Genomic DNA, 22,757 nt, shown 5'->3' on the forward strand with positions numbered 1-22,757 from the left:
GGGCGGCGGTGCCGGCGGCGGCGGCGGCGGTGCTTCGGTCGTCGGCGGGGCGGGGGCCTCGGTCGTCGGCGCGCCGGTCTCCGCGGGCGGCGGGGTCGGCCCTCCAGGCGGCGCGGCCGGATCCGTCGGCGGCACCGGCTGCGCAGATGCGCCGGCGGCCGCGAGCAGGAGAGCAGGGATCAGGGCCAGGGGGGCGCCGGCGGCCTTGCGGAGTCGCATGCGGGAATGCATGGGCAATCGAGGGTCCTTCAGTTCGAGCCTTGATCGTTGTCGTCGATGGTCCGGAGGCGAACGCAGGCTTTCGTGGACGGCACGGTCGCCTTCACGCAGCCCTGCGACTGGCATACGAGATCGTCGGGGCACCGCGTCTCGATCGTCCAGTTCAACGAGCCTCCGGAGAAATTGCGCAGCGTGCCGGTGACGGCGTCGAGCGTCTCACCCTTGTGCCCCGTCGGGTCGAAGCTCGCCGCGGTCCCGGTCTGAATCTGAATCTGCGTGTTGCCTTTGAAGACCTTGTAATTGCCGCGCGCCGAGTACGACGTCCACTCCGTGCACTCGGGATCCGCGGAGCAGGCGTCCGAACACGCGCCTTCGGCCTGGCTCGCGAAATCGACCTGCCCGTCGCCATTGAGATCACAGTTCGAGTGATCCGCGTCCGGTACGTTGTCGACGACGGGCTTCGGGCCGAACTTCGTGGCCACGCGGAACCCCTCGATCCGCACGAGGCCGGATTCGAGTTTTTCCATCGCGTCCGCGTTCGGGATCATGCCGTCGTCGAGCACGGGCGGCTCGGGCACCTCGCACGTGTCCTCGCCCTCGACCGGAAAACTCACGACGTACGAGGGGAACGAGAGCTCCGTGAAGCCGAAGAACTCGACCACGGTGCCCGTCAGGAACGTCACGCGATCGCAGACGCGCATGCCCGGCGGCGTGGAGAAGTTGAACGCGAAGATGTGGTTGTACCCCGTCGCCTGCTCCGACAGGTCCGTCACGTAAAAGCCGTCGTTCGACACGCGCGTCACGACGAGCGGCTTCGGCCGATGCGTGTTGATCTCGATGGCCTCGTACGGGAAGGGCGTGGCCGAGCCGAAGCCCTGGACGTCGCTGATGCGCGGCAGCTCGTAATGGACCGGCGGCGAGATGCCGGCCGCGAACGTGCCCGTCTCCTCGTTGTCGTCGTCCGCGAACGCGCACCCCGGATCGGCGGGGAAATCGATGAGCACGTCGCCGTCGTCGTCCTTGCCGTTCGAGCAGGCCGGTTTTTCCGAGAGCGGCACCGGCGTATACCCGAGATCCTCGACCCAGAGGCGCGCCGGGCCATACACGGCCGTCACCGTGGCGAGCCCTTGCGCTTTGCCGTCCACCACCTGGATGTTCCGGCCCGCCGCGCCGTCCCCCGTGACGCTGAGGACGACGCCCGGCTCGATGCTGATCCGCACCATGCCGTTGAAATCGACGTGCTCCCCATAAGGCGAGAGCGTCTCCAGCTCGAACGCCCACGTGTCCTCGCGATCCCCACGGTTCGCGGGCAGCGGCGTGTCGTCCGGCGGGGCGTCCGCGCCGTTCACCTGCGTGATCCGCACGCGGAACGTCGAGGCGCCGCTCGGCGGCGCGACCTGATCGGTGCAGGCCGCGAGGGCGAGGAGCGACACGAGGCCCAGAGATGCCCTGTGCGGAGCGGTGGAAAGCTTCATTGCCCGACCATCCGGATGCGACCATCGGAGAAGTTTCCGATGTAACGATCCACGCAAGCGAGGTACTTGCAGGTCTCGCCCGCGGTCCTGCAGGGCGCGAGCTCTTGCTCGCACTCCCGCTCGATCGCGGCGGTCGGCGCGTTCTCGCAGACCGCCCGCTGGAACGCGGCGACGTCGTCGCGGCAGGCCCGGAGCACGCAGGTGCCGGCGGCGCAGGGCCGGGCCGCGTCGGAGGAGCAGACATCCCCCTCGATGACGGACTCGGGGCAGGCGCAGACGAAGTCCTTGTCGAGCTTCGTGCAATCGGCGTCGACCTTGCAGCCGATGGGCTCGTCGTGGTCACACACGCCGTCGTTCGTGCACGTCGCCGGCAGGCCGAGGAGCTTGCCGCACTCGTCGGATTGGCTCCCGTTGTTGTTCGCGTCGGCGGGGCAGGGGGGCCGGATGGTACACGGCTCGCCTGCGCGGATGTAATCGACGAGCGCGTCGCGCTGCTGGATCTGCGTATCGAACTGCGTCGTGTTGCGCTGCAGGACGCGGAAGCCGCTGCCGCCGGCCGCGAGGTAGTTCGAGGTGGCGAGCTCGTAGCTCGCGAGCGAATCGAAGGGCTGCCAGCAGACGCCGGCCTCGACGTCGCAGCTCCCGAGGCCCTTGTCGGGGCATTGCGCGTCGCTCGTGCAGGCGACCTTGGGGTTTCGTGCGCCGATGTAGATGTTCGTCGCGACGCCGGGCGGGCTGTCGGGTGTCTTCTGCTGCGTGCAATTGATCACGACGCGGGCGCCCGCGATCTGCACCTGCGAGACGCAGCCGCGGCCGGCGGACCTGCGCGCCACGAAATCGAAGAGGTCCTGCACCTCGACGCCCGAGAGCTGCATCTTCGAGATCGAGTTGTCGAACGGGAAGATGTTGTACATCTGCTCGACGGTCACCGGCCCGGGGACGAGGTCGGCGCGGATGCCCGTGGTGTTCGTCAACGAGAAATCGGTCTGCACGCCGAGGCGCAGCCACATCGCGGTGGAGATCATGTTGCCGAGCGGCGAATCGCCGCCGCTCGTGGAGAAGCGCCGCGACCCGTCCCGCGCATACCCGACGAGCAGGTCGAGGTTCGCCAGCGCGTCGAGGCTCTGCGCATACGGCTCGAGCGTCGCGAGCACGATCGGATCCTCCGGCACGTCCTCCGTCACCGGGAAGAGGCGATAATCCTTCGAGACGACCTCGAATCCGTTCACCGGATCGTACTCCGATTCCCCGCCCGACGCGCCGGGGAAATCGGCCGGGTCGTTCGAGAGGACGAGGTCGAGCCGGCCCACGTACTTCGCGAACGCGCCGGAGTGGGAGAGGACGACGTCGCGCGGCCGGCAGTACCTCCGGATCTTGCCGGTCTCCGCGTTCGGGTCGTTCAGCTCGATGTAGTAGCTGTTCACCTCGGCGTCGAAATTGGCCGAGCAATCGCGCACGCGCTTCGGCGGCTGGAGCACGATGTGGTTGTGCCCGCCGAGCACGACGTCGATACCCGTCGTATTCTGGAGCATGCGCTCGTCGACATCGAGGCCGAGGTGCGTGACGAAGACGACGACGTCGACGATGGGCCGGAGGAGATCGGTGTAGAACTGCGCGACCTCGACGGTGTTCAGCGGCGTGATCCCGAGGCGGTTCGGCGCGTCGAAGATCGAGGTCATGCTCGACAGGTTGCCCATGCCGATGAGGCCGACGCGCAGCCCGTCGAGGTGGAAGACCGTGTAGGGCTGGAGGACGGCGCCGAGGGGCGAGGCGCCGGGCTGCGAGGGGTCTTCGAGCAGGTAATTCGCCGCGAGGACGGGGAAACTCGCCCAGTTCTGGAGCTGGATGCCGAGGTTCAGGGCGCCGCGATCGAACTCGTGGTTCGCCACGAGCATCGCGTCGGTGCCCATCGCGCTGAGGGCGCGAATCTCGGCCTCGCCGGAGAAGAAGTTGAAGACGGGCGCGCCCTGGAAGCAGTCGCCGCCGTCGACGTGCAGGACGCGCGAGGCGCGGGCCCGTTCCCGTCCGACGATATGCGAGATACGCGCGGCGCCGCCCACGTTGGCGATGCTGAGCGCCTCCCCGAGCCCGAGGCCGGCGTCGACCTGGCCGAGCTGGAGGTTGTACGGATAGAGCCGTGAGTGGATGTCGGACGTGTGGATCAGGGTCAGGTGGGTCTGACCCTTGAGGCGTGGGGTGGGCGCGGACGTCTCACAGCCCGAGCCCAGGGCCAAAGTCGCGACCAGAGGCGCGGCCAAGAGAGGAGCTAAGAAGCGTCGGAAGCGCATCGAGCGGGCGTAACCTAGGCAGGATGCCCCGTGTGGCTCAAGGGAAAAACGTGGTGGGTGAACACACCACAAGAGCCCAGGATCAAAGGTTCGCCCGAACGCCCCCGAAAAACGGCGGGGTTCTTGGGGGCCGCCTGTGGCCGTGCCGCCGTGCGTCGTGACGAGGAGGGGGTGTCACGGAATCGTCACCAGGGAGCGCTTGACAAACGGGCGGGTTGGATCGGGCGAACGGGCGAGGAGGCGGGGAGGGGAGCGGCAAGCGGGGGCGGGGGCCGCAAGCGAAATCTGATCGTGTACGGCTCCTGCCGCCCCGGTCACCGTCATGGGACGCTCGGTTCCCGGGCGTTTCGCGAGCCCCCCCAGGCTCATTCTCCCTTGTCGCCCAGTCGCTCAACGTGCGATTCGATACTCCATGCAAGCAATGACGAGACACCGCTCGGCAATGCTGGGCGTGCTGGGGTTGGGCTTCGGTGGGGCATGGATGACGGGCGCGTGCGGAGGGCCTCTCGATCCGGGGCCTGCCGATTCGTGCTCGACTCCAGCCGACACCCCGACCGAGACGTCGACCGAATGCGCGGAGCCGATGCCCAAGCCGTGCATGCTTTACCGCATCCCGCTCGTGGGAAACCCGAAGGAGGACGTCGCGCTGCGGAGCAAGTACATCGCCGCGTTCGGCGGCGCTTGTTACATGTCCGAGGCCGGTACGTTCGACTGCTTCTACAGGACGTGGGAGGCGGCGTGTGCCGATGCCGTGAAGATCGGCGAGGTGTCGGGAAATGCGCCGTACGACAAAGGCTACACGTGCCAGCCCGTTGCCGGCACGGAGGACTACTCGCTCCAGGTCGGCTCGGATCCCGCGAACAAGATCCCGATCACCTATGAGGACGCGCCGCTCCAGTCGTCGCTCATCGAGATCAAGACCGTCCCGACGGAGGTGAACGGTCCGTACCGGAACTTGGTCGAGGTCACGCCCATCAAACCGGACAAAGGCTTCTACTGCTCCAGCGGCCAAGTCGGCGCCGACGGCATGACCCTCGACCAGAGGGAGTGGATCCTCCAGGTCAACCGCAAGGCGCACGGCGGCAAGATCCACTCCGATCTCGCGGGCTTCACGTGGCCTTGCAAGGATGAGAACTGCAAGCCAACGATGTGCACCGAGGAGCTCATCCTCAAAGATCCGGCTGCTCAAGACACGCCTGAAAATGACCCTGATGCCGCGCAGGTGCACCACGTGGTGCCCAGGAGGGACCTGCGCAGTTGCCCGTGGGGCACGAACGCGTACAAAAACGCGGCCGTCATCTCGCGGAGGCTCAACCGCTTTCTATATTACAAGGTCCCGCCGGAAAAAGAGGTGGTGCAGATCAACAAGGTTCCGCCCTACACGCCGTGACGCGGCCGGTCGACGCAGGTGGCGGGCCCGTTGACGCCGAGACGGACGGGGCCTAGGCGAAACACCATGATCGAACGGGCCACCCCTTGCTTTGGACGCCTCGTCTTCGACCGAGACGCCATCGTGCGCGCCGCGCTGCGCGCGTACGTGGAAAGCAGGCTCTACAGGGTCGGGCGCTTTAGCTTCCCGGCCGCCGCCGTCGCGTTTTGGGAGGGCGACCTCCAGCGAGGGGCCTTCCTCAACGACGACGTATGCGGAAACTACGAGGTCGTGGCGTGGACCGAGGCAGGCGTCGTTGGCCTCGCGTACGAGCTCGGGTGGGGTCCGATCGAGCAGCTCGGCCTTTCGGTCGACGCCGTGACCGGCGGCCCGGACGACGTGCGTGGAGCCGTGCCAGGGCTCCCCGCCGAGCTCGAGCCCACGTTTGTGCTCGCCGTCAGCAGGCTCAACGTGGGGCCGGAGCATCAGGAGAGGGATGCGGGCGTGGGCTTCTGGCTTCACGGCGATCGCGTGGGAGGCTTGCTCTTCGACAAGCCGACGGCCATCGGCGCCGTCCGGCTGGCCGCGTGGGGCTTGCTCCACAAGGGGCGGCTCTTGCCGCTGTCGTGTGAGTCGTATCGTCCACGCCCCGGGTGGATCGTGACGTACCACGACCGCCCGCAAGACGCCCCCGCCCACGCGGTCATGGACGCGGTGGTCGACCGCGCGCAGAAGGGCCCCACGGAGTTCACGCCCGCCGAGCTCGAGACGCTCCTTGTCCCCACGCCCGACCCGAAGCGCGTGCTCGGCGTCCAGCGCAGGCTTCAAATGGTGGGCATCACCTGGCCCGGCTCGCCCGAGATCCCCGAGGAGCCGTCCTAACGGCGGAGGCGGGAACGCAAGCGGAGGCGGCAAGGCGTCAGCAGGCGGGGGGAGCGCTCAGGTGTGGGGCGGGGCCTTGGCTTCCGTGGCGGGCGCGGGAGTGGTTTCGGTGCGCGCTTGCTTGTTCTTGCGGCGCTGGTCGGCGGCCTTCTTCGCGTACCGGGAGCGGTACTCCAGGGTCTTTTGGAAGGCCGCCTGCACGGACGGGTCGCCGTGCAGGATGGTGGCGTCGACGAATCCGCCGATACGGCTGATGTCGGCCTCGCGCGCGTCCTCGTAGTAGACCTCGCTCTCCTGGAGGACCTCGGCGAGCTTGAGGACATCCTTTTTGAGCGCTCGGATCTCGTCGAGCGTGGCGGTCTTGTCGACGACCCTCTCCCACATGCTGGGGTGAATGCCGAGGGTTTCGCCGTACTGCGGGATGGCCTTCGAGAGTTCGTCAAAGACCTCCGGAAAACCATCCTTCTCGCGCTGCGCGCCCGCGAACTTGCCATTGGCAAGGTCCACGAGCTTCGGGCGAACATTCGAAACGTCGATGCTGCTGGGGCCCATATAGGGAGCGATCGTGTCGTTCATGAAAACCTCCATGCTCGCACCTTCATGGCAAGGAGCGGGCGTTGTGGGGTGGCCGCAAGGTGAGCAGGGGTTGGATGCTGTCATCGGCGGAACCTTTGCTCCGTCGACGGCCGCGTGGAGGGCCAGGTCGTGGTGGGGGAACCGCGCGGACGCGGCTCCGGAGGTCCAGGAGGAGAGGGGCAATCGCGCGGACGCGGTTGGCAAGGGTGAGGACGCGGTTGCCAAGGGTGAGGACGCGGTTGTCGAGGGCGAAGACGCGAGGGTCGAGGGCGAGAGCATCCGATGGGGATCGCTCGGACACCGTTGCCAAGGGCGAAGACGCGGTTGCCGAGGGTGCGGAGGCGGTTGCCGAGGGTGCGGAGGCGGTTGCCGAGGGTGCGGAGGCGGTTGCCGAGGGTGCGGAGGCGGTTGCCGAGGGGGAGGACGCGATGGGAGGAGGCTCGGGCTCGGTCGCCGAGGGCTCGGGCACGGAGAGGGGAGGGCGCGGACGCGGGGAGCGGGTCGCGCCCGCACGCCCAGGACGACACCAAAAGCGCGAGCACGGCGGACCCTTCTCCGGCAAGCTGCGCATTCCAGAACCCCGGAGCCGCGTCATTGCTGCGCTCCGGGACAAACGTCTCGATTCTTCACTGCGGAACAGAGGTCATCGTTTCATGAACAACGTTCATCGAGGAGCGTCCGGCGGGATCTTGATCGCCGCGCTGGCGACGCTTGTGGCATGCGGCGGCGGCTCCGGCGAGATCACCGGTGGCACGGGCGCAAGCGGCGGCGCTGGCGGGATGGGTGGGATGGGTGGCAGCGCCGGCGCGGGCGGCAGCGGGGGCGATACGGGCGGGGGCACGCCCGGCGGCACGGTCGAAGTGCTCGCGGGCGCGGTGGGCGAGGCGGGAGACGTCGATGGCCCCAAGGGGACCTCGCGGCTCCGCGATGTCGGAGGGATGGTCTATCTCGCGCCGACGCTTTATGTCGCCGACCGTCGTGATGCCATCCACAAGATCGACGTGAATACCGGCGTCATGACCACCGCCCCCGACGACAACGGCGTGGATGCCAAATTCTTTCAGCCCATCGCGCTGGCGACCGGCGGCGGCAACTCGGTCTACGTGCTCCAAGGGCTCCAGACCATGAACGGCATCGTGGGGCAGGTCTCGCGGTACAACGTGGCGAGCGGCGTCATCGAGGCGGAGATCACGCCCGATTCGAATCAAGATGTGCCTTATGATCTGATCAATCCGGTGCCCCTCGCGGTCGAGCCGTCCGGGGACATCCTCGTCGGGGAGCGGGCGCGTGTCTCGCCGACGACCCTGATGAGCTCCGACATCGGGATCTGGCAGGCCTGGGGCACGAGCGCGACGCTGACCGCGTGGGTGCCGGCGGATGGGACGATGTACACGGTGCATCGCTTGCCGTCGTTCGTGCTGGAGAGCGACCTCGCCGCCAAGACCTGGAAGTTCGTCGCCGGGAGCGACGCGAACTCGGTCGACCCGGCCGTCGACGGCCCCAAGGAAACGGCGCGATTCTCCAACCGCGCGGGCGGAGCGGCCCACGACGGCAAGGGGCACCTCTACGTCGCCGACACCAACGCGAACGCCGTGCGCAAGGTGGATCTGGCGACCGGAGCGGTCAGCACCGTCATCGGCGAGCTCTCGCCCGTCGGATCCATCGTGACCGGCGACCTGAAGACCGCGCGGTTGCACCATCCGCAGTGGGTGACGTGGCTCGGCGACGGCAAGCTCGCGATCGGCTGCCCCGAGGACTTCGTCGTATTGATCGCCAGCGGCCTCTGAAGCCCGCGCGGCCGCGAAGGGAGAACCTCGTGGACGCGGCTTGCGTCCACGAGGAGAGGTCTTCCGCCGCCGTCCGCCTACAGGGGCGGCCCCTCCGGATAGACCAGCGTCAGCCGCTTCGCCCGCATTCGTGTTTCTTCGAGAAAGAGCGCTTCAATCTCTCGGACCAGGTCTTCCGTGAGCCCGAGCTTCGTTGCCATGCGGATCACCATGGCCCTCTCCCGATCGCCGAACTCGCCATCGGCGCTGCAAGCTCGAATCGCATCGTACACGAGAAAGCGCCGGCAAGCATTCGCCTCCGGCGTCCCCGAGATGACCTGCTCGATGTCTTCGTCCGCCTTGTAGGATTTCATCGCGTCCAACAAGGTTTCCGGTGCGCCAAAAGCAGCAAAGTGATCGATGACCCAGTCCCTCTCCTCGGGCGCCAACGTACCGTCACCATTGGCACAGATGAGGACCGCCTTCATATAGGATACAAAGGTGTCGTCCGATGGAATCGCGCCGAAGCCGGCTTTGTCCTTGAACAGCCACAAAAGCCCGCGCTCTCGATTGGTCTTCATGAATTCACACCTCGGTGCCTCGGCGGTCGCCGTCTCGTGCAGGCCGCCAGGCTGGTACCTTTTCCCGTGTGTCGCCGTGGATGTCAACACGCGTGCGCCACGCGCGCCGGATGGAACCAGCTCCCCGCGCGGCCGCTCGTGACCTATACGACCGGGAGGAATGATGGCAGAGTACCTCCAGGATATCGCTTGATGCGCCGCCAATACTTGCTCATCGCATGGGTGCTCGGCTTCGGCTGCGCGTCCCCACCGGCACCTTCGTCGCCGCCACCCGCCCCCGCAGCCGCGCCCGACGTCCCCCTCACGCCGACGCCGCCGCCGACGTCGACGCCGTCGCCGACGCTGACGTCGCCGTCGCCGCCCACCCCATCCGCGATGAAGATCCGGAGCACGCTCGGATGGCGCCGGGTGACCCCATCCGGGATCGACTTGTTTCAGAAGCTCCAGAACGGCGAGATCCGGCTCGGTATGACGCGCGAAGAGATCGTCCGCGCCTTGGAGCACGATCCGTTGAGCGCCGAGACCGATAGCGACGGGGACTGGCACTTCCATGCGACGGTCAACGGGCTTGCAGGTGATTGGAAATTCGACCTCACGAGCGGCCGTCTCTCGCGCCTGTCCTTCGAGGAGCACCGCGCCGCCGACGAGAACACGCTGGGCGGAGCGTCGCCGGACGCGCACGAGCAAGCGATGCGTGACGTCGCCGCCATGGCGCATGCGACGATGAAGGATTTGACGCTCCTCTTCGGCGCGCCGAAGAGCGTTCGCAAGGGCGGACGCGTGCAGGAAGATGGCAAGAGCGAGCTCGCCTCGCGTTATCTGCTCGACGCGCGATGGTCCACGCCCTCCCTGAGGGTCGAGCTCTCTTCGATCACCGATGGGTGGGAAGGCGCGTTCGCGATCGACACGCGGATCCTGATCGCGCCGGCGAGCCAGTGACGACGACGGACCCGCGCGGGCCGCGACCTTTTACTCCGACACGCAGCGCAGGTCGTACCGGACGGGCTCGATCTTCTTGCTGTTCCACGACGGGAAAAACGCGAACGTGAGGTGCTCGAGATCCTCGCTCAGGCGGATCTCCGCGAGGTCGCCCGTCTCGACGCTGCCCGACGTGCTCGCGAAGGAAATGCGGATCTTGCCGACACCCGTGCCGTCGTCGAGGACGCCGGCGATCTCGTAGGTCTGGTCGGGGACGGGCGAGGGCGTCCCGTAATAGAAGGCCACGCATTCGTCGAACAGGCACTTGGCCTCGTATCGGCCGAGCGCGTCGAACGCGATTTCGACGGGATACTCGTCGTACGGAACCCAGCCGGGCGGGGTCGTCGCCATGCCCCGCCACTTGGAGGCGAACCCATACCGGAGGCGCCCCACGGCGTCGTCGGGCGGGGGCGCGGTGAGCGGGTCACGCCCGCACGGAGGCGGCGTGAGATCGGGCGGCGGCTCCTCGGCCGACGGCTCAGGGTCGATGACGACCTTGGCGCCGCAGCCGAGGGAGACCAACGCGGTCGAGAGGGCGATGCAAGCGAAGCGGGCAGAGAAGGAAAGCAATGCCATGACGAATCGTATTCTCGGGCTTCAGCACCCCTGCATGCAGGTGTCGAACGTGCCGCCCGGCGTGGGGCTCGCGATCTCCGCGCACGTCGCATTCACGATGCACGCCGATTCACACGCGTATCGACCCGTGCATTTGTCCGGGTCCGGGTCCGAGCAGACGAAGTTGCATTCGTTGCAGAGCTTCCGGGCCGCCGCGCTGCACTGGTTGCCGCCGCCGCACTCCGCGAGCGCGTCCTCTTCGATGTCGCAGCCGTCGAAGGCGAACGTGTCCCCCTCCCGGCACTCGGCCTCGCTCTCGACGCAGACGAGCCACGCGTCGTATTGCGACGTGCAGCCCTTGCTCTCGGCCAGCGTCACCGTGCTCTCGATGTCGGCGATGCAATCGTCGCGCTCCGCCTCGGTGCAACCCTGGCACGCGCACTTGAGCTCGCAGATCTCCGAGGCCCCGGGGCTGCAACCGCCCGCCGATCCGGCGAACGACGCAAACCCCACGCCGAGGGCGAGCCACGCGCCGATCCTCGCGAGCGGGGAGGGACGACCGCGAACCCCCTGCCGATTCTTCGTTTCCATCGGTTTTCTCCTCCCCTTCACGGACTTCCGCCGCCGTCGCCCGAGCCGCCGATGCCCGCGCCGCCGACGCCCGAGCCGCCGACGCCCGCGCCCGAGCCGCCGACGCCTGAGCTCGATCCCGATTCCGAGCAGGCGATCACGCAATTGACGTAAGGTGAATTCGGCTGCGGGTTCGAGAGATCGTCGCAGCTCGCCGAGAGCCCGCAATACGCCGCGCACTCGTCCCCGCCCGTGCACGTCGAGGAGCCACCGCCGCTGAGCCCGCAGGACTCGCGCTTCGCGCGCTCTTCCTGGCAGGGCGTCTTGATGAACGTCGACGACCGCTGCGAACAAGCCCGGAGCGCGTCGGCCGCGGCCGCGCAGCTCGACGTGATGAAGGCGCCGTTCTCGCAGCTCCCTTCGTCGACGTAACACGTGAGGTACACCGAATACATGCTCGCGCAGCCATCGTGCTCCGCGAGGCGCTCGGCGTCCTCCACGTCGTCGGTGCAATCTTCGGTCTCGCGCTGGCTGCATCCCTGACAATCGCAGCGCGTCTCGCAATACGACGCCGTTTCGCTCTGGCAGCCCCCGCCAAGCGAGGCGAGCGTCACGCCGAGCCCGGCGAGCGCCGCCGAGAGAACCCTTCGGAAGGAACCGAGTCCCCGTGTTTCACGCATGATGACCCCTCCGCTTCTGCCTGGGTTCAGGGCGCCGTGGGCTTGTTCATGTCCTCGCAGGACATGGGCCAGTAGCCGGTCACCTTCGGCTCGACGCACGCCATGCACGCGTTCGAGAACGTGCGCGGCGTGGTGGAGGGGCAGGGCGCCTTGATGCAGCGGATGCCGTTGTCCATCTCGCCGCAGACGGGCCGCATCTCCTTGGTACACCCCGCTTGCTTGCGCGACTCCTCCGAGCACGCCTGGAACGCGAGCCGGCCCGCGGGCCTCTCCTCGGGCGGAGGCGCCTCCGTGCCCGTCGGTTTGTCCGTCGGCGCGGGCTCGGCCGTGGGCGCCGGCTCCGGGGGGACCGTGGCGGTGGGGACCGTGGTGGTGGGGGCCGCTCCGTCGGTCGGGGGCTGCGTCGAGGCGCAGCCGAGGGCGAGGGTCGGCGCGATAAGCGTCAGGGTCAGGGAAGCCAGGATTTTCATGGGACGGCGCGTGTCTAGCCGTTTTCCCTGGCCGCTTCAAGGCGAGGCTATACTCGGATCCATGCTCTCCCCGCGCACCCCGTCCTCCGTCTTCGTCGCCCGTCGCCGCGCCCTCGCCGAGCGCTCGCCGAACCCGGCGCTGCTCGCGGCCGGCCTGCCCCCCGCGCGCCAGTACCGCGCGAACACCTACCCGTTCCGCGCCAAGAGCCACTTCCTGTACCTCGTCGGCGAGCACATCGCGGGCGCGGCCCTGCTCGTCACGCGGGACCGGCAGATCCTGTTCGCGGAGCCCGAAGCCGAAGGCGACGCGCTCTGGCACGGGCCACGGCCGTCGTTCGAGGAGATGCGCAGGGCGCTCGCCGTCGACGAGGTCCGCGCGCTCGCCGACCTGGATGCGGCGCTGCGGGATCTCGGCGCGCCCGTGGCGACGTTGCCGACCGAGGACGCGCGCAGCGCCGCGTGGCTCTCGGCCCGGCTCGGTCGCGTGATCACGGCCTCGGGCGGGGACAAACTCGACGCGGGCAGCCCCGACGAAGCGCTGGCCGAGGCGATGATCGCGCTGCGCCTGCGCCACGACGAGGCCGCGATCACGCAGCTCCGCGCCGCGGGTCAAGCGAGCGCGCGGGCGCACCTCGCGGGCATGCGCGCGACGCGCCCGGGCGGCACGGAGGCGGAGGTCGCAGGCGTGATGATCGGCTCGTTGCGGCGCGAGGGCTTCGAGGACGCTTATGGTCCGATCGTCACGGTCCACGGGGAGGTGCTGCACAACGAGCACCACCACGGCGCGCTCGCCGCGGGCGACCTCTTGCTCGCCGACGTGGGCGGCGAGACGCCCGAGGGGTTCGCCGGCGACATCACGCGGACCTGGCCCGTCTCGGGCACGTTTTCCCCCACGCAGCGCGCGATCTACGACGTCGTGCTCGCGGCCCAGCGCGCCGCCGTGGCCAAGGTTCGGCCCGGCGTCCGGTACCGCGAGGTGCACGAGACGGCCAAGCGCGTCGTCGTCGAGGGCCTCTGCCACCTCGGGATCTTCCGCGGCGATCCGAGCGGCCTGCTCGAGCGCGGCGCGGCCGCGATCTTCTTCCCGCACGGCATCGGCCACCTGCTCGGGCTCGACGTGCACGACATGGAAGACCTCGGCGATCGCGCGGGTTACGCGCCGGGCCGCGTGCGCTCGAAGGCGTTCGGCGATTGCTACCTGCGGCTCGATCGGGACCTCGCGCCCGGCATGGCCGTGACGATCGAGCCCGGGTTTTACCAGGTCCCGGCGATCCTCGGCGACGCGCGGTACGTCGGCGCGGTCGGCGACGATCTGCGCCGCGATGTGCTCGCGCGGTACGCCGACGTGCGCGGCATCCGCATCGAGGACGATGTTCTGTGCACGAACGGGGATCCCGAGGTGCTCACCGCGCTCGTCCCGAAGGACGCGTCCGAGGTCGAAGCCGCGATGCGCGGCTGATCCCGAGCGCTTTCAGTCGCGGTAAGGGTTCGCCGCTTCCACGTACTTCCGCTGCGCGCGGGCCTTGTCGATCCCCTTCGGCTTCGCCGCGACGTCCTTCTTCGCGCCCGCGATCGTGCTCGTCTGCTCCTCCAGATCCTGGGCGAGCACCTCGCCTTTGGTCCCTCCCCCCGCGCGCCTCGCCCGCTCGGTCACCTCGCGCAGCGACTTCTCCTGCGCCGCGAGCTTGGCCTCGGCCTCCTCGGTGCGACCTTGCTCCAGGAGATCGTTCACGGCGTCGAGCGTGTCGGCCGTTCGGGTCCGCTCGATGCGCGTCGCGATGATCGGATCGAGCTCCGAGCCCGCCTCCCCGTCCGCGCCGATACGCACGTCGAGCTTGCCGCTGCACGAGCCTTCCCCGCCCGTCTTCCGATCGTCGAACCGGAGGCGCACGTCGGCCACGGGCGTGATCCCTTCCGCGTCGGCGGGGACGCGAAGTTCGAGCAGCAACGTCTTCGTGTCGCCCGCGGAGAAGTTGCCGAGCGGGACCGTGAGGCGCTGCCCATTGCGGCTGAACGAGCGATCGAAGACGCGCGCCAGCGTGACGCCTTCGGCGAGATCGACGGTCACGGCGGCCGAGACGGCGACGGTCTTGCGCAGCTTGTCGGCCTCGGCGAGGAAGACGCGCTCGAGCGAGGCGGCGTCCTCGATGAAATGGTGGCGCCCGCCCGAGTGCAGCGCGATCGCGCCCATGATCTTCTGGTTGTAGGACGTGCCCACGCCGATCGTGCTCACGCCGATCCCGGCGTCGCGGGCCGACCGGGCGATGGACTCGAAGCCCGGGACGTCACGCACGCCGGCCGTCGCGTCGCCGTCGCTGAGCACGATCATTCGATCCGCCGCGCTTTCGCTCCGGCGCAGCTCGTCGACGCCGGCCTGGATCCCGCACGAGATGCAGGTGTCGCCGCCGAGGGCGATGTTCTGGATCGCGGACCGGATGGCCTGGCGGGTCGAGGTGTTCACGGTGGTCATGGAGACGTCGGTCGTGGGGCGCGTGTCGAACGAGATCACGCTGACCCGATCGCCGTCTTCGAGGCGATCGACGGCCGCGTTCGCCGCCGCGAGCGCCCGCGGGAGCCTGTCGCCTTTCATCGAGCCCGAGCGATCGATCACGATCGCCAGGTGGTTCTCGGCGACGCGTTTCCCGTCCTCCGCCCCGTCGGCGTGGACCTCGACCATCACGTACGTCGTCCGCGCCCCGCCTTGTTCGAGCCGCCCGTGCCCGAGCCGGCCCTCCATCCGCAGCGTCGTGCCCGTGCTGAAGGTCGCGGCGACGTCCTGGGCCGCCGTCGCGGGCGCCACGTCGCCGAGCTGCGCCTCCGGGGCTGCGCCGAGCGTCGTGGCGCCCGAGGTGGCGGGGGCGAGGAGGTACACGGACGAACCCGACACCAGCATGCCGAGGGCGCTCAGGAGGGCGACGCTTTGGACCTTCATCGGGGGACCTCGACCCGGCGCTGGGAGAAGGGCGCGCGCGGGGCCTCTACAGACGTACCACGGCCCGCAAAGATCCACCGAACGGCAGGCCGGGCGGCCGGCCCCGCGTCAGCGGCCTTCGTTCGAGGCGCGCAGGATGCCGAAGCGCTCTTCCGGCGTGCTCACGGCGTGCAGCTTGCCGTGGCGGACGTCGAGCACGGCGAAGACGTGCCCGGGGCAAATGCGCCCGAGGCGGCCTGCGAGAAGGCTGAGCATCACGCTCGTGCGGCGGGGCGTGAGCGGCTCGCCGCGGAAGTACATCTTGATCACGTGGGGCGTCTCGTCGATCGCGAGCCCGAGCTCCGGGGCCACATCGACGTTGTGGGCGCCCATGCGATAGCTGGTCCGGGGCGGATCGAACCATTTCATGGTCCCCGTGGCGAGGAAGCGCCGGTAGCCCTCGATGACGCGCGCGAACACGCGGCGCTTCTTCTCGCTCGGCTCGCGCGTGATCGCCGCGTCGAGCGTCGCGGGCAGCAGATCCTCGCGGTGCATCTGCACGATCGCGTCGCGAAGCGGATGATAATAATCGGGGGCCGAATCTCCCTTGCGCTCCTTCAGCGGATCCCCGTCGCCGCCCGCGCCAGCTTCGAGCACGAAGTCCACGAATCCCGTCAGCGAGATTCTATTCATGATCCCTCCGCCACATCTTCAAGACCAAGCTGCCGTATGGGTTACCGGCACAGGCTTCCATACCACGGATCCCCCCGCGCCGACGGGCCATGGCAGATTTCCTCTGACGAAAAATGTCCGTGCGGACCCCAACAACGGAGCCGATTCGTCCAAGTCAACACGATCCAGCGTGGAAATCGACGCGCCCAGGAAAGTGGAGCGACCACCCCTTACGGGCCGCCCTTTCGCGTCACAGGGCTTCGTACATCGTCGAGAACGCGGCTGCTTCGCCGCGCAGGAGCACGTCGAGGCGTGGATTCGGCACGTCCTTCGCGGTGTGGAGCTTCGCGCGCGGCACGTCGAGCATCGTGATCACGTGATTCGGATAGAAGCGTGAGAGCCCGCTCGTGAGGAGCGCGAGGGCCACGGCGCTGCGCTTCGCGGCGAGCGGCTCCTGGCGGAAATAGAGCTTGACGAGGTGGGGCCTCTTGTCGATCACGAAGCCGACCTCGGGGTTCAGGTTGATCTCCAGGTCGCCGAGCTTCATTGCGCCGCGCGGGGGCTCGAACCATCGCTTGTCGCCCGAGGCCAAGAACTTCCGGTATCCGCCGATGACGTGGGGATAGATACGCCGTCGCTTCTCGTCGGTCTGCGCCGCGAGGACCGTGTCGAGGACGGATTCGCACTCGCCGCGCCGGTGCATGGCCACGATGCCTTCCCGGATCGGGCGATAAAAATCCGTGCTCAGCTCGTCCTTGCGTTCTTTGTATTCGCGGACGCCGGTCAGCTTGGGTGTCCCAGATCTCAACACGAAGTCGACGAAGTACGTCAGCGAGACCTTCTCCATGGGGATCCTCCCGTGCGGCTCCGCCTCGGAATGTCGACCCCCCGAGGCCGACATCACGATTCCACATTTATCACGAACGTGATTCGAATGCTGCCCCCCGATGGGGGTGGATGCGACGAAGAATGTCCCACGTGAACATGGGATGTCCGGGATCGGGTGTGCCGCTTCCGCATCCAAGACGGCCTCTGTGGATCGTGCGCGGACGCAATCTGTCCCATGTGCCGGAAGCGTTGCATCAATGATATGCCACGGAATGTCCGATCTGGCGTCCGACGGCCCTGCGATCGGTCGTTTTCGTTCCGAGGGGTTGACGCCGCCCGGAGGCCGTGGGACGAGCGCGGGTCGAGGAGGTTTTCGTGAAGGCAATCGTCATTCAGGGCTCGTTCGGGCTCGGCTCCCTCGCCGAGGTCACGCTGCCCGATCCCACCCCGGGGCACGGCCAGGTCGTGATTCGGATGCGCGCGGCATCGCTCAACTATCGCGACCTCATGATGATCAGGGGCCAATACAACCCCCGCCAGCCCCTCCCGCTCGTGCCGTTCTCGGACGGCGTGGGCGAGGTGATCGAGGTGGGCCCCTCCGTGACGCGCCTGAAAAAAGGCGACCGCGTCTGCCCCATCTTCACGCAAGCGTGGCAAGACGGCGAGCTCGACGCCGAGAAGCTCAAGACGACGCTCGGCGGGCCTCTGCCCGGCGTGCTCTCCGAGCTCTTCGTGACCGGCGAATCCGGCGTCGTGAAGGTGCCGGCCCACCTCTCCGACGAGGAAGCGGCGACCCTCCCCTGCGCAGCCGTGACGGCGTACAATGCGCTCTTTTGCGCCGGAAGGGTTTCTCCGGGCGATACGGTGCTCGTGCAGGGGACGGGCGGGGTGTCGATCTTCGCGCTGCAATTCGCCCGCCTCGCCGGCGCGCGCATGATCGTGACGTCGAGCAGCGACGCGAAGCTCGAGCGCGCGAAGTCGCTCGGCGCGTGGGCGACGATCAACTACAAAACCACGCCGGACTGGGACAAGAAGGCCCTCGAGCTGACGGGCGGCGTGGGCGTCGACCACTTGGTCGAGGTCGGCGGCGCGGGAACACTCGCGCGTTCGATGCGCGCCACGCGCATCGCGGGCACGGTGAGCGTGATCGGCGTTCTTTCAGGCGGAGCGCAGGAGATGAGCGTGCTGCCGATCCTGATGAAGCACCTCCGGCTCCAGGGCATCATGGTCGGCTCGCGGGCGATGTTCGAGGCGATGAACCGAGCGATCGAGGCGGGCGGGCTCCGGCCGGCGATCGACGACAAGACGTTCTCCTTCGGCGAGGCGCGCGAGGCGCTTACCTACATGGAGAGCGGCGGGCATTTCGGGAAGATCGTGCTGCGATTCTGAGGCGCCTCGGGGGCGCGCGCCTCACGCCCGTTCGAGGTGCACGCGCGTGCAAACGACCCGGAAGCCCACCCGCTGCACGTTGCGCTCGGTGGGCTCGCCGGGCATCGATCCGATCGTCGCCACCGTCGCCCCGCGCGCCCGCGCCTCCGCGAGGCGCGCGCGGATGAGCGCCTGCTGAATGCCGCGTTTCCGCCACGCCGGCAGGACACTCGTCCCGAACAACGCAGCGACCTCGCCCCGCACCTCCGCGCTCCCCGCACCTACGGCCTCGTCTCCGGCCCAGGCCATCACGCTGATCGAGCGCGGCTCCTTCACCATGGCCAGGCTCACTTGCCGATCGGCCTCCGACATGGGCTCGCCCTCGGGCCGAAACCCGCTGCTGGACACGTCGACGAACCGATCCTCCTCGCCCGGCGCGACCTTCCGCACCACGATCCCCTCGGGCAATGCCGCGCCGGCGAGCGAATCCTCGTCCGCGGAGAGATCCCGCGCGAGCAGGTTCTCGAAGCGCGTCAGCACGAACCGCCGCGCGGTGAGCATCGCGAGCAGCCCCGCATCCACGTACGGCGAAAGCTCCATCCGGATCGGCACGCCGCGGCCCGCGTAAAACGCCTCGATTCGATCGAGCTCCTCGGCCGAGACCGGCCCTGCGAGCCCGATTCCGACGACGACGTTGCACCAGGATCCGGGCCCCGCGAAGCAGGCGATCCCGCCGGCGACGCGGATGGATTCGGGCGCGATGGAGGCGAAGCCTTGCACCTGGCGGGCTTCTTCGAGGCGGGCGATTTCCTCGGCGGTTCGCATGCCCGCTTCTTTATCACCGTATCGAATACGAAAACAACCGGCATTCGATCGGCCCATTCCAGACCGTGATCTCCTTGTCCGGCCGGATCCGCATCGCCCGCGAAATCTCCGGCGTCCCCGCGAGCAGCACCACTGTATGCCCCGACAACCGCCGAAGCGCCTCCGCCATCCCCCGGTAAAGCTCCTCTCCCCCGGCCAAGCGCTCCCCGTACGGCGGGTTCGTGACCACGAACCCCGCCGGCTCCAAAGCCTCCACGTCCCGCACATCCGCGCGCGAGAAATGCAGCCGCACCCCCGCGGCTTTTGCGTTCTGCTTCGCCGTCTCGATCGCCTGCGGCGAGACGTCGCTCCCCGCGATGAACGGCCCTTCGCTCTTCACCCGCGCCCGCGCGGCCTCGCGCATCTCCGCGATGCGCCGCTTGCGCGTCTCGTCGTGGCTCGGCCACCGCTCGAAGCCGTGCCGCGGCCGCAAGAGCCCCGGCGCCACGTCGCGCGCCCAGAGCGACGCTTCGATCGGGAGCGTCCCCGAGCCGCACATCGGGTCCACGAGCGGGCTTTGCCGATCCCAGCCCGAGAGACGCAGGATCGCCGCTGCCAGCGTCTCCTTGAGCGGCGCCTCCTCGATGCGCTTGCGGTAGCCGCGCCGGTGCAGCGATTCGCCCGCGAGGTCCACGTACAGGCTCGCCCGGTCGCGCACGACGTGCACGAACACCCCGAGATCCGGGTCTTCGAGGTCCACGTTCGACCGCGCGCCGTACTGCCTGCGTTGCTCATCGACGATCGCGTCCTTCGTCTTCTGCGCGATGTACTGCGTGTGCGTGAGGCGGCTGTCCTTGCACGCGGCGCGCACCGCGAGCGTGCGCTTCGGCTCCAGGTAGTAGCTGAGATCCACGCCCTTCACGCCCTCGTAGAGCGCGTCCTCGTTCGGCGCCTCGAACTCGGCGAGCAGCGCGAGCACGCGCACCGCGATCCGCGACTCCAGGCACGCGCGCATGCCCTCGTCGATCGGGCCCTCGAAGTTCACGCCGCCGCGGTCCGCGCGCACCTCGCGGAACCGCGCCTCGCGCAGCTCGTCACGCAACGCGCCCTCCGTGCCCGCCGCTGCGGTCGCGAAGAAACGCATCACCTCGCCCCGGTTCTTTCGCTCGGTTCGCATCTCGTCGGTCCGGGGCGTACGCTCGTGCAGCCCTCCGCGCAAGGGGTTGTTTGTGTCCGAGCCCCTTGCCGACCTCGCCCCCGAGGGCCTACGCTCCGCGCTCATGGCAAACCCGACTGCACTCCTCGAGACCTCCCTCGGCAACATCAAGGTCGAGCTCTTCGTCGACAAGATGCCGATCACGGCCAATAACTTCCTCAAGCTCGCCAAGAGCGGCTTTTACGACGGCCTGCATTTCCATCGCGTCATCAACAAGTTCATGCTCCAGTTCGGCTGTCCGCACAGCCGCGACCCGAAGAGCCCGCGCGCGGGCACGGGCGACGGGCCGGACGGGACGATCAAGGACGAGCATCCGGCTGACGCGAAGATCTCGAACGAGCCCGGCACGCTCTCCATGGCGAACACCGGTGAGCGCAACAGCGGTTCGTGCCAGTTCTTCATCAACACCGTGCACAACCATTACCTCGACTGGTTCACGCCCGGCGAATCGAAGCACCCCGTCTTCGGCCGCGTCATCGAGGGCATGGACGTCGTGCACCAGATCGAGAAGACCCAGACCGATCGCAACGATCGGCCCCTCACGCCCGTCCGCATGAACCGCGTCGTCGTCGAAGGCGCCTGATGCACGTGTCGGCGCGCCCGTTTGCCCTCCTCGCGGCGTTGATCGCCCTGGCCTCCGGTTGTGGCGGACATCGCCCGGCCGTGGCGCCTGCCGTTGATCTCGCCGCGGGACCTCGCGCTGCGCCTCCCGAGACGGAGGCCGACGGGGACGTCCTCGTCTGGGGCAAGCAGGGCGACGGGCGCCCGACGACGTATCGCGTGGCGGGCGACGGGCGTGTGCTCGGCGAGGAGCCGGGCATCGTGATTGCGACGAGCCGCGGCGAGCTCGCCTGGCGCGAGCGCGAGGCGGAGGTGAAGCTCGGCGGCTGCGAGGACGGCGCGCCTCCGGCAAACCTCGAGCCGGGGACCGTGACGCATGTCTGGCTCGCGCCGCGCGACGATCAGCCGCGGCAGGTGGTCGTGGATCCCGGCGACGACGGCGAGGGCGTGGGCGAGCTCTCGCATCGCGTCGAGCTCCTCGGCAGCGTCGGGCCGTACCTCTTCGTGCACGAGGACGTGTACGTGAACGCGTGCGGCGCGCACGGGAACACCTCGGCGACGTTCAAGTTGTGGGACGCGGAGGCGGGCAAGGAGATCGATCTCCTGCGCAATCTCCCGAACCGAGAGGCGCTCGCGCGGCGCGCCGAGCCCCTGCTCGACGAGGGCGACATGGATCCGGAAGAGGCGCGACAGCACGAGGATTTGCCCGATCTCGTGCAGATCCTGCCCGTGTATGGCGAGCGCGGCGGGCTCCGCGTCGACGCGCAGTTCGCCCGCGCCGATTGTTATGCGTGCAGCGACGGCCTCTGGAGCGGGTACACGCGGAGCGTCATCGTGCCGAGCGAATGGACGCCCGAGCGATTCGCGCCCTGGTCGACCCCGCCCGTCGCCGTCGTGAAGTTCTTGCAGTCGCGCCCTGGATTCGCGCTCGGCGGTTGGTCTCGCCGGTAGGGTTTTCTGCTATCCTCTGCGCGCCATGCACGGCTCCCCCGAAGCGCGCGCGCTCCACGACCTCTACCCCGCGATCGATTTGCATGCCGACAGCTTGATGTGGTCGCGCTGGGTGGGCTACGACCTGCATGCTCGCCACGATCCGCCGCTCCCGCGCGCCGCGCTCGGCGGGCACGTCGACGTCCCGCGCATGAAAGAAGGCGGGATGGGGGCGCAGTTTTTTGGCCTCGTCTCCTTGCCGATCGGGCAGCGGCATGGGCTCGCGCGGGTCATCGACGAGCAGATCGACGCGCTCGAATCGCAGATTTCGCGCGCGCCGCACCGCCTCGCCAAGGTGCGCACGGCGAACGAGATCGAGGCGGCGCGGGCGCGCGGGCAGGTCGGCGCGCTGCTCGGCATCGAGGGCGGGCACGCGCTCGAAGGTTCGCTTGACAAACTCGCACATTTCGCGCGGCGCGGCGTGCGGTACCTCGGCCTTTGCCATTTCAGCCGGAACGAGCTTTGTTATCCAGCGTATGGCCGTGGGCGCAAGGACGACGCGGGGCTCACGCCGTTCGGCCGCGAGGTCGTCGCGGCGTGCGAGGCGCTCGGCGTCGTCGTGGACCTCGCGCACATCAATCGCATGGGGTTCCTCGAAGCCTGCGCGATGGCCACGCGCCCGCCGATCGTCAGCCATACCGGCGTCATTGGCGCGTTCGAGCATTGGCGCAACGTGGACGACGACCAGCTCCGCGCCGTCGCGGACAAGGGCGGCGTCGTGGGGGTCATCTTTTGCCCGCAGTTCCTCGGCGGGGACGGGCTCGCGCCCGTCGTGAAGCACATGAAGCACATCCTCGACGTCTGCGGCGAGGATACGCCCGCGCTCGGATCGGATTGGGACGGCTTCATCGTGCCGACGCGTGATCTCTGCGACGCAGCGCGATTGCCGCTGCTCACGGACGCGCTGCTCGAAGCGGGGATCCGGCCCGAGACGATCGGAAAGATCCTGCGGGGCAATGCCATGCGCGTGCTGGCGGAAGTGCCCTGAACGAGGGGAC

At 68.5% G+C, this 22,757-nt stretch carries 22 protein-coding genes and 1 pseudogene; 9 read left to right on the forward strand and 14 right to left on the reverse strand.

Annotated features, from left to right (window positions below; all coding sequences use genetic code 11):
• The 3 genes and pseudogenes from QHF89_RS24580 to QHF89_RS24590 all read right to left on the reverse strand — a co-directional run.
• A pseudogene (locus QHF89_RS24580) lies at nucleotides 1–219 on the reverse strand (flagellar biosynthetic protein FliO); the annotation flags it as partial.
• Nucleotides 220–248: 29 nt separating this feature from the next.
• A complete protein-coding gene (locus QHF89_RS24585; protein ID WP_284720904.1) occupies nucleotides 249–1,694 on the reverse strand; it encodes a hypothetical protein in 1,446 nt (481 codons plus the stop codon).
• Entirely contained in the window at nucleotides 1,691–3,982 is a 2,292-nt protein-coding gene (locus QHF89_RS24590; protein ID WP_136967784.1) for a bifunctional metallophosphatase/5'-nucleotidase, read from the reverse strand. Before QHF89_RS24590 ends, QHF89_RS24585 begins: the two co-directional genes overlap by 4 nt.
• A 583-nt stretch (nucleotides 3,983–4,565) precedes the next feature.
• On the opposite strand from QHF89_RS24590, the gene QHF89_RS24595 reads away from it, so the two are divergent.
• Entirely contained in the window at nucleotides 4,566–5,372 is an 807-nt protein-coding gene (locus QHF89_RS24595) for a hypothetical protein (protein ID WP_136967785.1), read from the forward strand.
• A gap of 66 nt (nucleotides 5,373–5,438) precedes the next feature.
• A complete protein-coding gene (locus QHF89_RS24600; protein ID WP_136967786.1) occupies nucleotides 5,439–6,233 on the forward strand; it encodes a hypothetical protein in 795 nt (264 codons plus the stop codon).
• Between the two features lie 57 nt (nucleotides 6,234–6,290).
• Here the strand turns inward: QHF89_RS24600 and QHF89_RS24605 are convergent, their stop codons facing one another.
• Entirely contained in the window at nucleotides 6,291–6,809 is a 519-nt protein-coding gene (locus QHF89_RS24605) for a hypothetical protein (protein ID WP_136967787.1), read from the reverse strand.
• Between the two features lie 653 nt (nucleotides 6,810–7,462).
• Here QHF89_RS24605 and QHF89_RS24610 point away from each other — a divergent pair.
• Complete coding sequence (locus QHF89_RS24610) at nucleotides 7,463–8,596, forward strand: NHL repeat-containing protein (RefSeq protein ID WP_284720905.1); 1,134 nt, start codon at nucleotides 7,463–7,465, stop codon at nucleotides 8,594–8,596.
• Between the two features lie 77 nt (nucleotides 8,597–8,673).
• On the opposite strand, the gene QHF89_RS24615 is transcribed toward QHF89_RS24610, so the two are convergent.
• Nucleotides 8,674–9,156: a tellurite resistance TerB family protein gene (locus tag QHF89_RS24615; RefSeq protein ID WP_136967790.1), complete on the reverse strand. Its 483-nt coding sequence runs from the start codon at nucleotides 9,154–9,156 to the stop codon at nucleotides 8,674–8,676.
• A 192-nt stretch (nucleotides 9,157–9,348) separates the two neighbouring features.
• Here QHF89_RS24615 and QHF89_RS24620 point away from each other — a divergent pair, with 192 nt between their 5' ends.
• Entirely contained in the window at nucleotides 9,349–10,095 is a 747-nt protein-coding gene (locus QHF89_RS24620; protein WP_136967791.1) for a hypothetical protein, read from the forward strand.
• A 30-nt stretch (nucleotides 10,096–10,125) separates the two neighbouring features.
• Here the strand turns inward: QHF89_RS24620 and QHF89_RS24625 are convergent, their stop codons facing one another.
• The 4 genes from QHF89_RS24625 to QHF89_RS24640 are packed head-to-tail and all read right to left on the reverse strand — an operon-like array spanning nucleotide 10,126 to nucleotide 12,409.
• On the reverse strand, nucleotides 10,126–10,710 hold the full coding sequence (locus tag QHF89_RS24625; protein ID WP_136967792.1) for a hypothetical protein: 585 nt from the start codon (nucleotides 10,708–10,710) through the stop codon (nucleotides 10,126–10,128).
• A 21-nt stretch (nucleotides 10,711–10,731) separates the two neighbouring features.
• Nucleotides 10,732–11,280 carry a hypothetical protein gene (locus QHF89_RS24630; protein ID WP_136967793.1) on the reverse strand — a complete coding sequence of 183 codons (549 nt, stop codon included), beginning with the start codon at nucleotides 11,278–11,280 and terminating at the stop codon, nucleotides 10,732–10,734.
• 17 nt (nucleotides 11,281–11,297) lie between these two features.
• Nucleotides 11,298–11,939 carry a hypothetical protein gene (locus QHF89_RS24635; protein WP_136967794.1) on the reverse strand — a complete coding sequence of 214 codons (642 nt, stop codon included), beginning with the start codon at nucleotides 11,937–11,939 and terminating at the stop codon, nucleotides 11,298–11,300.
• 26 nt (nucleotides 11,940–11,965) lie between these two features.
• The gene (locus QHF89_RS24640; RefSeq protein ID WP_136967795.1) at nucleotides 11,966–12,409 is read right to left on the reverse strand and encodes a hypothetical protein; all 444 of its coding nucleotides are present in this window, start codon (nucleotides 12,407–12,409) and stop codon (nucleotides 11,966–11,968) included.
• A 61-nt stretch (nucleotides 12,410–12,470) separates the two neighbouring features.
• Between QHF89_RS24640 and QHF89_RS24645 the strand changes: the two genes are divergently transcribed.
• Entirely contained in the window at nucleotides 12,471–13,868 is a 1,398-nt protein-coding gene (locus QHF89_RS24645; RefSeq protein ID WP_136967796.1) for an aminopeptidase P family protein, read from the forward strand.
• Nucleotides 13,869–13,880: 12 nt separating this feature from the next.
• Here the strand turns inward: QHF89_RS24645 and QHF89_RS24650 are convergent, their stop codons facing one another.
• From QHF89_RS24650 to QHF89_RS24660, 3 genes are all read right to left on the reverse strand, one after another.
• Nucleotides 13,881–15,341 (reverse strand): vWA domain-containing protein, encoded by a 1,461-nt coding sequence (locus tag QHF89_RS24650; protein WP_136967797.1) that lies wholly within the window; start codon nucleotides 15,339–15,341, stop codon nucleotides 13,881–13,883.
• Between the two features lie 108 nt (nucleotides 15,342–15,449).
• Nucleotides 15,450–16,013 (reverse strand): hypothetical protein, encoded by a 564-nt coding sequence (locus QHF89_RS24655; protein ID WP_136932413.1) that lies wholly within the window; start codon nucleotides 16,011–16,013, stop codon nucleotides 15,450–15,452.
• Nucleotides 16,014–16,242: 229 nt separating this feature from the next.
• Nucleotides 16,243–16,839, reverse strand: a complete 597-nt coding sequence (locus tag QHF89_RS24660; RefSeq protein ID WP_136932412.1) for a hypothetical protein — start codon at nucleotides 16,837–16,839, stop codon at nucleotides 16,243–16,245.
• A 356-nt stretch (nucleotides 16,840–17,195) separates the two neighbouring features.
• Here QHF89_RS24660 and QHF89_RS24665 point away from each other — a divergent pair, with 356 nt between their 5' ends.
• Nucleotides 17,196–18,209, forward strand: coding sequence for a zinc-dependent alcohol dehydrogenase family protein (locus QHF89_RS24665; RefSeq protein WP_136967798.1), 1,014 nt, complete (start codon nucleotides 17,196–17,198; stop codon nucleotides 18,207–18,209).
• Between the two features lie 21 nt (nucleotides 18,210–18,230).
• On the opposite strand, the gene QHF89_RS24670 is transcribed toward QHF89_RS24665, so the two are convergent.
• Together QHF89_RS24670 and QHF89_RS24675 are read right to left on the reverse strand one after the other, a co-directional pair.
• A complete protein-coding gene (locus QHF89_RS24670; RefSeq protein WP_136932410.1) occupies nucleotides 18,231–19,013 on the reverse strand; it encodes a GNAT family N-acetyltransferase in 783 nt (260 codons plus the stop codon).
• A gap of 13 nt (nucleotides 19,014–19,026) precedes the next feature.
• Nucleotides 19,027–20,169 carry a THUMP domain-containing class I SAM-dependent RNA methyltransferase gene (locus QHF89_RS24675; RefSeq protein WP_284720906.1) on the reverse strand — a complete coding sequence of 381 codons (1,143 nt, stop codon included), beginning with the start codon at nucleotides 20,167–20,169 and terminating at the stop codon, nucleotides 19,027–19,029.
• A 103-nt stretch (nucleotides 20,170–20,272) separates the two neighbouring features.
• Between QHF89_RS24675 and QHF89_RS24680 the strand changes: the two genes are divergently transcribed.
• From QHF89_RS24680 to QHF89_RS24690, 3 genes are read left to right on the forward strand one after another with little or no spacing between them, the layout of a single operon-like run.
• Nucleotides 20,273–20,791 (forward strand): peptidylprolyl isomerase, encoded by a 519-nt coding sequence (locus QHF89_RS24680; protein ID WP_136967912.1) that lies wholly within the window; start codon nucleotides 20,273–20,275, stop codon nucleotides 20,789–20,791.
• A complete protein-coding gene (locus tag QHF89_RS24685; protein ID WP_136967799.1) occupies nucleotides 20,791–21,720 on the forward strand; it encodes a hypothetical protein in 930 nt (309 codons plus the stop codon). Before QHF89_RS24680 ends, QHF89_RS24685 begins: the two co-directional genes overlap by 1 nt.
• Nucleotides 21,721–21,745: 25 nt before the next feature.
• On the forward strand, nucleotides 21,746–22,747 hold the full coding sequence (locus tag QHF89_RS24690) for a dipeptidase (RefSeq protein WP_136967800.1): 1,002 nt from the start codon (nucleotides 21,746–21,748) through the stop codon (nucleotides 22,745–22,747).
• The last annotated feature ends 10 nt before the right edge of the window (nucleotides 22,748–22,757 follow it).

The sequence above is a fragment of the Polyangium sorediatum genome (assembly GCF_029946465.1).
Lineage (GTDB): Bacteria > Myxococcota_A > Polyangia > Polyangiales > Polyangiaceae > Polyangium > Polyangium fumosum.